This is a genomic window from Shewanella vaxholmensis (assembly GCF_031932135.1).
In the GTDB taxonomy this organism is placed as follows: domain Bacteria; phylum Pseudomonadota; class Gammaproteobacteria; order Enterobacterales; family Shewanellaceae; genus Shewanella; species Shewanella hafniensis.
Window position 1 is genome coordinate 68,519 of the sequence record NZ_JAUOEV010000001.1, and the last position, 11,218, is coordinate 79,736.

General features: G+C 47.8%; 9 protein-coding genes. 1 reads left to right on the forward strand and 8 read right to left on the reverse strand.

The genetic code is table 11. From position 1 onward, the window contains the following. Positions 1 to 64: 64 nt before the first annotated feature. The gene (gene dgcS / locus Q4Q46_RS00280; RefSeq protein WP_006080996.1) at positions 65 to 955 is read left to right on the forward strand and encodes a diguanylate cyclase DgcS; all 891 of its coding nucleotides are present in this window, start codon (positions 65 to 67) and stop codon (positions 953 to 955) included. Positions 956 to 1,200: 245 nt separating this feature from the next. Here the strand turns inward: dgcS and tilS are convergent, their stop codons facing one another. From tilS to Q4Q46_RS00320, 8 genes are all read right to left on the reverse strand, one after another. Then, a complete protein-coding gene (gene tilS, locus Q4Q46_RS00285; protein ID WP_311904946.1) occupies positions 1,201 to 2,661 on the reverse strand; it encodes a tRNA lysidine(34) synthetase TilS in 1,461 nt (486 codons plus the stop codon). Positions 2,662 to 2,702: 41 nt separating this feature from the next. After that, positions 2,703 to 6,176: a DNA polymerase III subunit alpha gene (dnaE, locus tag Q4Q46_RS00290; RefSeq protein WP_311904947.1), complete on the reverse strand. Its 3,474-nt coding sequence runs from the start codon at positions 6,174 to 6,176 to the stop codon at positions 2,703 to 2,705. Between the two features lie 163 nt (positions 6,177 to 6,339). Beyond that, positions 6,340 to 6,972, reverse strand: a complete 633-nt coding sequence (rnhB, locus tag Q4Q46_RS00295) for a ribonuclease HII (RefSeq protein ID WP_311904948.1) — start codon at positions 6,970 to 6,972, stop codon at positions 6,340 to 6,342. Next, positions 6,972 to 8,150: a lipid-A-disaccharide synthase gene (gene lpxB / locus Q4Q46_RS00300; RefSeq protein WP_311904949.1), complete on the reverse strand. Its 1,179-nt coding sequence runs from the start codon at positions 8,148 to 8,150 to the stop codon at positions 6,972 to 6,974. The genes rnhB and lpxB overlap by 1 nt, the downstream gene beginning before the upstream one ends. Positions 8,151 to 8,370: 220 nt before the next feature. After that, a complete protein-coding gene (lpxA, locus tag Q4Q46_RS00305; protein ID WP_311904950.1) occupies positions 8,371 to 9,141 on the reverse strand; it encodes an acyl-ACP--UDP-N-acetylglucosamine O-acyltransferase in 771 nt (256 codons plus the stop codon). Next, entirely contained in the window at positions 9,138 to 9,602 is a 465-nt protein-coding gene (gene fabZ / locus Q4Q46_RS00310) for a 3-hydroxyacyl-ACP dehydratase FabZ (protein ID WP_006080990.1), read from the reverse strand. Before fabZ ends, lpxA begins: the two co-directional genes overlap by 4 nt. 31 nt (positions 9,603 to 9,633) lie before the next feature. Next, positions 9,634 to 10,659 carry a UDP-3-O-(3-hydroxymyristoyl)glucosamine N-acyltransferase gene (lpxD, locus tag Q4Q46_RS00315; protein WP_311904951.1) on the reverse strand — a complete coding sequence of 342 codons (1,026 nt, stop codon included), beginning with the start codon at positions 10,657 to 10,659 and terminating at the stop codon, positions 9,634 to 9,636. A 3-nt stretch (positions 10,660 to 10,662) separates the two neighbouring features. Continuing rightward, a complete protein-coding gene (locus tag Q4Q46_RS00320) occupies positions 10,663 to 11,160 on the reverse strand; it encodes an OmpH/Skp family outer membrane protein (RefSeq protein ID WP_011846353.1) in 498 nt (165 codons plus the stop codon). Positions 11,161 to 11,218: the final 58 nt, after the last annotated feature.

Consider the following 11,218-nt stretch of genomic DNA (forward strand, 5'->3'; position numbering starts at 1 on the left):
GGCACGGTATTTGCTTAGACTAAGTAAGAGATGTATCGCACTAACATTTGCTGGAGTGATGATTATGGACTTTGGCCTAGCGACCGAGCTATATCCCGACGAATATCGCTATCAAACAGAACATTATAGTCCCAATGATAATCCATTGGACTTGGTACAAGTGATCCAACAACTGCACGCCAGTTTAGATCCAAGGACAGTCTTTGCCTGCTATGGCAAAGTGCTGGGACAACACTTGCCGATCCAAGGTGTGCGCTTAAGTTATGGCGAACATAAATTAAGCTGGGGCAAACGTTATGGTATCAGCGTCAAACGACAGCTGATATGTGCTGGTATGCCGCTGACGATTCAATACCAGTTATTGACGCCACTGACGCCATCGCAAACCTCAAACCTGAAAGAGATTGAGCCGCTGTTATTGCAACCGTTATTAAATGCAATGCAATACCAAGAAATGTCGATGCAAGCTATGTTTGACTCGCTCACAGGTTTAGGTAATCGCCATTACTATAGTCAAAGTCTCAGCAATGCGACCGCCAGAGCCCATAGAAAACAAGGTTCTGTCGCTCTCATAGTGCTCGATTTAGATAACTTTAAACAGCTAAATGATAAATTCGGCCATAAATGTGGTGATTATATTCTGAAGGAATTTGGCGACATCATTCGTGCGACCATACGTAATACGGATCAAGCATTCCGTATCGGCGGTGACGAATTCGTTATTATTGTCCAAGGTAATATTCATGCGGCAGGCTTATTGTGCGAACGGATTGTCTCGGCCATCAATCAGCACAGTAGTTTCACTCAGTTTGGGGTGAGCTGTAGTTTAGGTGCGGCAGAATCACACGATACCATTGAAGCCGAACAACTTTATGAACTTGCCGATAAGGCGCTATATCAAGCCAAAGCAGCGGGACGTAACTGCTATAAACTCAGCCAAAATCAATTAGTTTAGATGCGCAGGGATGCCAATGAAATGCGATAACAAACTCGCAGCGCGTAATCTGTGAAGGTTCAAAACTAAAGGAAGGTTACTATCTCAATGTAGATCTCAAGGAAGATTCGAATCAAACTGACGTGCTGCGACCTACTCTTTCTTACTTTGCTGCTTTCCTACTTAAAAAGAATAACGCCGCAACGACTCACAAAAACTCCAGCGATAACTCCCAATCCAAACCCCTTGCTTCGCCAAACAAGCACTTAAATAGAAGCTTGAGATACCTGCAAACCTAGTCCATTCGACTCAAGAATAAAGCTTTTTTCAACCCACAGCCCAATCGCCATCACCAGTTGCTCGTTATAGAACACGAAACCGATCTTTTCACGTACCCAAGGCGGAACGCCAAACTCTTGCCACAGTTTCTTTAATTCTCGGCCCTTACCACGGGAATGGGGATGACAGCGACATTGACCCGCAAGTTGATAACGCACGCTAACCAATTCATCTGGCCGAGGAAAGCGAGCTCTAGGCCCTTGTTTAGAGGCACTGAGACGTATCGTCTCACCACATGTAACACCCGCAGACGTCACGTCCAATTGAGTAACGTCTGATTGAGTAACGTCCAATTGAGTGATATGGCCCTGCACTAAAGGATTTAGGAGCTGCGAAGGAAATGCCCAGCTCGCAGGCTTAACATGACGCATGCGGGCTTGATACTTAAATAAATACACTTGATTTGCAAAGCGGCGGATTTCACATTCGCCAACACGAATATGCACTTTGGCATCATCTTTCGCGGTTAAAAGCTGAGTGATGATCTGATTAAGCTGCACCATTGAGGGCAAGGCAAAACCTTGTGATTCGATAAAACCCCGCAAGAGTAATGCTTGCCAATCGGCTGACTGCTCGGCAAAACCATCGAGCTTGAATACACTTTGAGTATGATAAAGCGCTTGGGTTAACCATAAAGGTAAACGTTCACTCACCTGTAAATCCAACGTTGCCTGTTGCTCGGCGCACAATGCCGCGCTACGACTCGCGGTTGTTGCGATACTCGGCCAACGCGCTTTTAAGCGGGGAATGATTTCTAAGCGTAGAAAATTTCGATCATACTTATCGTCTTGATTACTTTCATCTTCAATATGCACTAAGCCCTGCTGTTTTGCGTAGGCCTCAATCTGCTCACGGCTGATATCCAATAACGGCCGCAGTTGTCTGCCTTGTGCTAATGCTTGTACTTGGCCCATGGCCGCTAGCCCCTTCGGGCCCTGACCACGTTTCAGCGCCAATAGGATAGTTTCGAGCTGATCATCTTCATGGTGGGCAGTTAACAACACATCATTTGCACTTAAATGCCGTTCAATCGCTTGATAACGGACTTTTCGTGCTTCGGCTTCAAGGCTTAATCTGGGTCCGCGATTAACTGTCACTCGCTCAACCGTCACGGGCAAACCATAATGTTGACCGCGCTCAAGGCAATGCTGCGCCCAAGCCTCAGCGTTGTCGCTTAGGCCATGGTGCACATACACCAGTTGATAATGAAACTCGGGATGTTGCCGCGCAAACTGACTTAAGCCAAAGGCCAAAACTTCGGAATCAACACCGCCACTGTAAGCCAGCACTAACTTACAGTCAGGCGCTAACGACTGCGCCGTCAAAAAAGCACTAATATGCGCGCAGAGATCGCCTGCAGCCAATGGCTCATCAAACTTAACCGACATAGGTTAACTTCATCTGTTTGCACCTAAGACATTCGCCAACATTAGAATAAAATTCTCACCTTGTTTGGCCCGAGCAGCGATTCAAGCGAGAGCATCAAGTCATCGGTCGGATTCACTCGCCAAGCATCGGCGAGCCTAAATTGACCTTTGGCTTGGGCTTGAGTGTAGTTGATCACTACAGGCACAGCGCCGTTACGCCACGGGCTTAGGGCTTGCTCGAAGGTATCAAGGGCTGATGGCGTTAACTCACTGCCATCCATATCGATTTCAAGCGCCTTAGCAAAGTGACTACGCGCATCACTAATATCAATAATATTACGCGCCGTCATGCGGTTGCCGCCGGCGAAATCATCGTAACTCACCTCACCTTCACAAATGAGGATGCGATCTTTTTCCAGCAGATGATTAAATTTTTCAAAGGCTTCGGTAAACAACATGATCTCAAGCCGCGCGCTCTTATCGTCAAGCGTCAACAGGCCCATTTTCGAGCCGCGCTTGGTGAGCATCACGCGTGTTGCCACCACTAAACCCGCTGCCTTCGCCGTTTTACCGCGCTCAGTGGGATGCACATCTTTCAAACGCCCGGACGTGTAATGCTTAAGCTCTTTCAAATATTGATTGATCGGATGACCGGTCAAATACAAGCCTAAGGTTTCGCGCTCACCTTCAAGCCAAATTTTATCCGGCCAAGGGGTACATTCAACAAACTGCTGCTTACTGTCTTCGGGTTCACTGTTGAGCAAACCAAACATATCGTGTTGGCCAATCGCCTCGGCTTTGGCGTGTTGATCGGCGGCGCGAATCGCTTCAGGCAAGGTGGCCATCATTGACGCACGGTGCGGCCCAAGATTGTCTAAGGCGCCCGCGCAAATCAGCTTTTCAATCACACGCTTATTGAGTTTTTTCAAATCGATGCGGGCACAGAAATCGAATAAATCCACGAAGGGGCCGTCTTTACGCGCCTCTAAAATCGATTCCACTGGGCCTTCACCCACACCTTTAATGGCGCCAATGCCATAAACAATGCGCAGATCATCATCGACGGTAAATTTGAACAAACCTTTGTTCACATCCGGCGGAATAAGCGGCAAGCCCATACGCTCACATTCATCGACCAAGGTCACAATTTTATCTGTGTTATCCATATCGGCCGACATTACCGCCGCCATAAACTGCGCAGGAAAATGGGTTTTAAGCCATAAGGTTTGATAGGAAACCAGCGCATAAGCGGCGGAGTGGGATTTGTTAAAACCGTAGCCGGCAAACTTTTCCACTAAGTCGAAGATCTTCATCGACAAGTCGCCATCGACGCCGTTATTGATTGCGCCTTCTTTAAAGATACTGCGCTGCTTGGCCATCTCTTCGGGCTTTTTCTTACCCATAGCACGGCGCAGCATGTCGGCACCGCCAAGGGTGTAGCCCGACAGCACCTGCGCAATCTGCATCACCTGCTCTTGATACAGAATAATGCCGTAGGTCGGCGATAACAGCTCACGAAGCGATTCATGCTGATACTGAGAATCTGGGTATGAGACTTCCTCGCGCCCATGCTTACGTTCGATAAAGTTATCTACCATGCCCGATTGCAACGGCCCCGGGCGGAAGAGCGCTACCAGTGCAATCATGTCTTCGAAACAGTCGGGCTGCAGACGCTTAATCAAGTCCTTCATACCACGGGATTCGAGCTGGAATACCGCCGTGGTTTCATACTTTTGCAGCAAACGGAAACAGGCGGGATCCGTGAGTGAAATCGCCTCAATCCGTATTGGTTTGCGCCCGTTTTTCACTTCGACCTTATTCACCATCTCGAGCGCCCAGTCGATAATCGTCAGGGTTCTTAATCCCAAGAAGTCGAACTTAACCAGCCCTGCGGTTTCAACGTCGTTTTTATCGAATTGTGTTACTGGGTTTTTGCCTTCTGCATCACAATAGAGCGGCGCAAAGTCGGTAATTTTTGTTGGTGCAATCACTACACCACCGGCGTGCTTACCGGCGTTACGGGTTACACCTTCAAGCTTACGGCACATGTCGATCAGATCTTTTACGTCTTCATCGCCATCATAGGATTCTTGCAACGCTGGCTCGACTTCAAAGGCTTTCGCCAGTGTCATTCCAGGCTCAGGTGGAATTAATTTTGAAATTCGGTCAACGAAACCATAGGGATGACCGAGCACTCGGCCAACGTCACGAATAACCGCTTTTGCCGCCATAGTACCGAAGGTAATGATTTGCGATACCGCTTCGCGGCCGTACAACTCGGCCACGTGGTCGATCACTTCATCGCGTCTATCCATGCAGAAGTCGACGTCAAAGTCGGGCATGGAAACACGCTCAGGGTTCAAGAAGCGTTCGAACAGTAAGTCAAATTCGAGCGGATCTAAGTCGGTGATTTTGAGCGCATAGGCCACAAGTGAACCCGCACCCGAACCACGACCGGGTCCCACTGGGATACCGTTATCTTTACCCCATTGGATGAACTCCATCACGATCAAGAAGTAACCGGGGAACCCCATCTGGTTGATTACTTTGAGTTCGATATCGAGCCGCTCATCGTATTCGCCCCGTTTCTCGGCGCGCACTTCGGGATTGGGGAACAAAAACTCGAGCCGCTCTTCAAGGCCCTTCCTCGAGCAATCGACCAGAAAGTCTTCGATGGACATATCGCCCGTCGGGAAGTTGGGCAGGAAATACTCGTACAAACGAATCGTCACGTTACAACGTTTAGCGATTTCGACACTGTTCGCCAGCGCCGCAGGAATGTCGGCAAATAGCTCGCACATTTCCTCTTCGCTACGTAAGTACTGCTGTTCACTGTACTTTTTAGGACGGCGCGGATCGGCAAGGGTAAAACCATCGTGGATGGCGACTCGAATTTCATGGGCGTCGAAATCCTCAGGTTTAAGGAACACCACCTGATTAGTTGCGACCACAGGGATACCCTTATCCTGCGCTAAGATCACAGCCATGTGCAGATAGCGCTCTTCGTCGGGGCGGCCAGTACGAATGAGTTCGAGAAAATAACGATCGGCGAAATGAGTTTGATAAAACTCACATAAAGATTCAACCTGAGTGCTATTACCCTTGAGGAGCGCCTTACCCAGATCGCCCTCTTTGGCGCCTGATAACAGCAAAATGCCTTCGTTATAAGTGAGTAACCACTCTTGGTCGATCACCACGCGCCCAGCCACTTGGCCACGCAAATAGGCCTGACTGATAATTTGGGTCAGATTCTGATAACCAACATTGTTCATCGCAATTATGGTCAAGGCGCACAATTCGCCTTCAAATCCGGGCACTTGCATCCAAAAATCGGCGCCGATAATCGGCTTGATCCCCGCACCATGGCAACCACTGTAAAACTTAACCAAACCACAAAAGTTGTTTTGGTCAGTCAGGGCGACAGCCGCCATTCCCTGCGCTTCTACCTGCGCCAAAATCGGCTTGACCTTGGCCACGCCATCGGTCATTGAGAAGTCACTGTGGACACGAAGATGCACAAAACGAGGATCGGACATAATTAGGATTATCTTTGAATAGCAGGTTAACAATAACTAGAAAGCAGACTAACAAAGTCACGCAGCCAGAGCCAGTGACTTTGCCGGATAACGGGAACTATATACCCAAACAACCTGAAGATACGAGTTTCAAGTTGTTTGAGCAAAATGCTCAAAGCAGCGCTTACAGTCCCAGTAATGCCTTGACGGGTTTGAAACTTTTACGATATTGGTCAAACACACCATGTTCGGCTATGGCCTCAAAATGCGCCTTAGTTGGATAGCCCTTATGTTTTGCAAAACCGTATTGCGGATAAGCGGCATCGAGCACGTCCATCTCGCGGTCCCGCGTCACTTTCGCGATGATCGAAGCGGCGCTGATGCTGGCAATCAAACCATCACCTTTAATGATGCTGTGGCTGGTAAGCCCTACGCCATTATGAGCAACAAAGATGGGGCTACGATTGCCATCCACAAGCACAAGCTCAGGGGCAATATTAAGCCCAGCAACCGCACGCTGCATCGCCAACATAGTGGCGTACAGAATATTCAGCTCATCGATTTCAGCAGGACTGGCACGGCCAACCTGATAACACAAAGCTTTATCACAAATATCATCGAACAGGGCTTCGCGGCGTTTCTCACTGAGTTTTTTAGAGTCATTCAGGCCACTGATGGGCTTGTTTGGATCTAAAATCACCGCGGCAGTGACGACATCGCCAACTAAGGGGCCGCGGCCGACCTCATCCACTCCGGCAATCAAACCCGTTGAAAAGGCCAGTAAATCGGCTTCGGTTAAACTTTTAAAAGTTGCCACTAGTTAGCCTCCTGCGATTTAGCATGAGTTTGCTTGAGCTCAACCAATGCCATCACGGCCTCGGCGGCTTTTAAGCTCGCATCACGGCGTAATACTTGGTGCAGGGCTTCAAACTCGGCTTTAAGCGGCGCAAAATCGCGATTGAGCTCAAGGGTAACTGCCGCCGCAATTTTCTCTGGGGTGCAATCTTCTTGAATCAGTTCTGGGACGAGATCTTTTCCTGCCAGCAAATTCGGTAGCGAGAAACGATCCACCTGCATCATGCGCTTAGCAATGCGATAGGTTATCGGGCTCACGCGATAAGCCACCACCATAGGACGCTTGACCAACATGGCTTCTAAGGTCGCGGTGCCAGATGCCAATAAAATCACATCGGCTGCGGCCATCACTTCACGCGACTGGCCTTCAATCATGTGGATTTCAAGATCCGGCGCAAAATCTTTAAGCGCTTGCTCAAATTGGTCACGACGTTTTTGATTCACCAGCGGCGTCACAAAACGTATGTCGGGGAAATTTTGTCTAATCAATAAAGCAGCTTTTACAAAAGGCTCGGCCAGTTGCTTTAACTCACCGCCGCGGGAGCCGGGCAGAATTGCTAAGTATTCAGCATCGGCATCTAGTCCAAGCAAGGCACGAGCAGCGGCCTTATCGCTTTGCATGGGAATATCGTCGGCCAAAGTATGACCCACAAAGGTACAAGGCACCTGATGCTGATCGTAAAAGGCTTTCTCGAAGGGCAACAGCGACAACACCATATGGGTGGCTTTGGCGATTTTGAATATCCGTTTTGGACGCCATGCCCACACAGACGGGCTCACATAATGGACCGTCTTAATGCCGCGCGCTTTGAGCTTAAGCTCGAGGCCAATATTAAAATCCGGTGCATCGATGCCAATAAAACAATCGGGCTTAAGTGCGGTAATCTCTTTAATCAGGGAGGCACGTACTTTTAATAAACGAGGTAAACGGGATAGCACTTCTACAATCCCCATCACGGCGAGCTCTTCCATCGCAAACAGGGATCTGAAGCCGAGGGCTTCCATACGGGGGCCACCGATACCGACAAAGCGCGCATCGGGGTGCTTCTTTTGCAGCGCCGCCATTAAACCTGCGCCTAAAATATCGCCCGAGAGTTCTCCGGCAACCATGGCAAACACTAATGGAGTTTTATTGCTCATAAACCAATCATGTCTCATGAATGAATGACATTGGATGACGGGGCGAACAACAGCTAAAACACATCATTCCAAGCCATACTGATGTAAATTAATGATTAAGCTCATTGATGGTTGAATGCACAAGGACATTACTAACAAAAACGTCTAACCACTCAATAGGCTTAAGCCAATAATACAAAAGGGCATAAAAATGCCCTTTTGTTGTCGTGTGGTCATCAAGTTAGCGAATAATGCCGCGACTCGATGACTTTACAAATTCAAGGAACAATTTCACTTGCTCATCGTTCTGCGCATCTTCAGCCAACGCTTCAATCGCTTCTTGAACAGTCAAGCTGCTGCGATATAAGGTTTTATAAGCGCGGCGCACCGCCAGTTGGCTTTCTTTAGAAAAACCACGACGCTTCATGCCTTCGCTGTTTAAACCTCGTGGAATCGTCGGTTGACCCGCCGCCATCACAAAGGGAGGTACATCCTGCAGCACTAAAGAACAACCTGCAGTAAACGCATGGGCACCGATATGCACAAACTGGTGAACACCTGTCATGCCGCCTAAAATCGCCCAATCACCCACATGTACGTGACCTGCGATAGATGCGTTATTGGCCATGATCACATTATCGCCGACCACACAGTCATGGGCGATATGCACATAGTTCATAAACAGGTTATTCGACCCAATACGGGTTTCACTGTTATCTTGAACTGTACCACGGTGAATAGTCACGTGCTCACGGATGACGTTATTGTCGCCAATGATCAGTCGTGTGGGTTCGCCAGCGTATTTTTTGTCTTGGCACTCTTCGCCTACTGAGGCGAATTGAAAAATACGATTACCTTTGCCGATAATCGTTGGGCCTTTAACAACCACATGGGAACTCAACCAACAATCATCACCAATTTCAACGCCTGCACCAATATAGGTCCAAGGGCCAATGGTGACGTTATTGCCAATTTTTGCATCGGGATGCACAAACGCTAATGTATCTATCACTGACTAATCTCTCTGCGGGCACACATGATTTCAGCGGAACAAACCACTTCACCATCCACTTTGGCCTCACCGTAGAAGACGCCAATCCCGCGGCGCTCTTTAATCATTTTGACATCAAAATGGATTTGATCACCTGGCTCAACGACACGTCTAAAACGCGCATTGTCGATACCAGCAAAGTAATACAACACCCCTGGAGGTGGCACATCACTGCTCATGGTTTTAAAGGCTAACAGGCCAGTTGCCTGTGCCATGGCTTCTAAAATAAGCACGCCTGGCATCACAGGCTGAATCGGGAAATGTCCCTGAAAAAATGGCTCATTTATTGAAACGTTTTTAATCGCCTGCAGACTGACACCCGGGGTGTAGTCCAGCACACGATCGATCAATAAGAATGGATATCTATGGGGCAGATATTTAAGTATTTCTTTAATATCCATAGTGTTCATTTGATTAGACACGAACCGAGTTCCTCAAATTGCCTTGGAGCAATTAATCTGGTGTTTTTAAATTTTTTTCCAACGTTTTAACACGATGGAACAGTTCATCTAACTGACGGAAACGAACTGTGTTTTTACGCCAAAGTTTATTGTCCATTGCCACAGTGGCAGAAGAGTATAAACCAGGCTCACGCATAGTACTGGTAATGTTAGTCCCACCAGACACATGCACACCATCGGCAATGCTCAAATGACCTGCGATGGCACAACTACCACCAATAATACAATATTTACCTATGGTGACACTGCCTGCGACAGTCGTACTGCCTGCGATAGCGGTATTCTCACCGATAATATCGTTATGGGCAATTTGTACTTGGTTATCGATAATCACCCCATCGTGGATCTCGGTATGGCCTAATGCACCGCGATCTACCGTTGAATTAGCACCTATTTCAACCCGATCGCCGATACGAACGCCGCCCGTTTGTGGGATCTTAATCCACTGACCGCGTTCATTGGCATAACCAAAACCATCGGAGCCTAATACAGCGCCCGAATGGATAATACAATCTTGTCCTAAATGCACATCGTGATAGACGGTAACATTAGCCCATAAACGCGTTTTTGAGCCAATAACCACATCTTGTCCGAGCACTACACCGGCACCTATCTGGACATCTTCACCTAAAATGACGTTCGCACCAATAACCGCATTCGCCCCAATCGCAACACCTTCACCTATATGGGCAGAAGCGTCAATTTGAGCCGAAGGATGGATACCCACCGCCGCTTTAGGCGTAGTGTCCAAATACTGGGCAACACGGGCAAAACCGACATAAGGATCTTTTACAATTAACGCAGTACCTTGATAATCCTGCGCATCTTTAGCTGACAATAACACCGCACTCGCTTGAGTTGCCTCAAGCTGAGAGCGATATTTACTGTTGGCTAAAAAAGAGATTTGACCTGCTTTGGCATGTTCTAAGGTCGCCACACTATTAATAATTAGCGTTTCGTCGCCTTGAATATCACCGTCTAGTAACAGGCCTAGCTCTTTTAAAGTCACACTATTCATCTATTACTTGCCTTTGCTTAAGGCTTCAACCACTTTGCCACTGATGTCAGCGTTAGGCTTAACATAAATGACTGCACCACGTTGTAATACCAAATCATATTGGTCTTTTTCAGCGATAGTGTTGATGGCTTTTTGCACTTTAACTAACAGTTTATTTTGCTCTTCACCTTGGCGACGACGTAAGTCTTCATCCAATGCTTTGCCTTTTAACTGATATTCAGATTTTAGCGATTCCATTTTACGAACCAGTTCCGTTTTTTGTGCATCGTTCATTAACGCACCGTCACGTTGCTGCTTCTCCATTAGAGAGCGCATTTCTTCTTGCATTTTTTGGACATCAGCCATGCGATCGCCAAACTCTTTCTTCAGAGATTGAGAGATCTGCTCACGTTGTGGCAGCTGTTCGAACACAGCGCCCATATCCACTACGGCAATTTTCTCAGCATGTGCCATTAACGGCGCGCCTAACAAAACTAACGTCATCAGCGCGCGATTTACCATCTTGTTCAAAATAAACTCCTTGTTACCTTGTTATAGTCAGCAAAACTTGCCGAGTGTA

What these genes read in the sequence shown, in the direction of transcription:
- dnaE (WP_311904947.1), bottom strand. Translation starts at nt 6,176, where the DNA reads ATGTCCGATCCTCGTTTTGTGCATCTTCGTGTCCACAGTGACTTCTCA.
- lpxD (WP_311904951.1), bottom strand. Translation starts at nt 10,659, where the DNA reads ATGAATAGTGTGACTTTAAAAGAGCTAGGCCTGTTACTAGACGGTGAT.
- tilS (WP_311904946.1), bottom strand. Translation starts at nt 2,661, where the DNA reads ATGTCGGTTAAGTTTGATGAGCCATTGGCTGCAGGCGATCTCTGCGCG.
- Q4Q46_RS00320 (WP_011846353.1), bottom strand. Translation starts at nt 11,160, where the DNA reads ATGGTAAATCGCGCGCTGATGACGTTAGTTTTGTTAGGCGCGCCGTTA.
- dgcS (WP_006080996.1), top strand. Translation starts at nt 65, where the DNA reads ATGGACTTTGGCCTAGCGACCGAGCTATATCCCGACGAATATCGCTAT.
- lpxB (WP_311904949.1), bottom strand. Translation starts at nt 8,150, where the DNA reads ATGAGCAATAAAACTCCATTAGTGTTTGCCATGGTTGCCGGAGAACTC.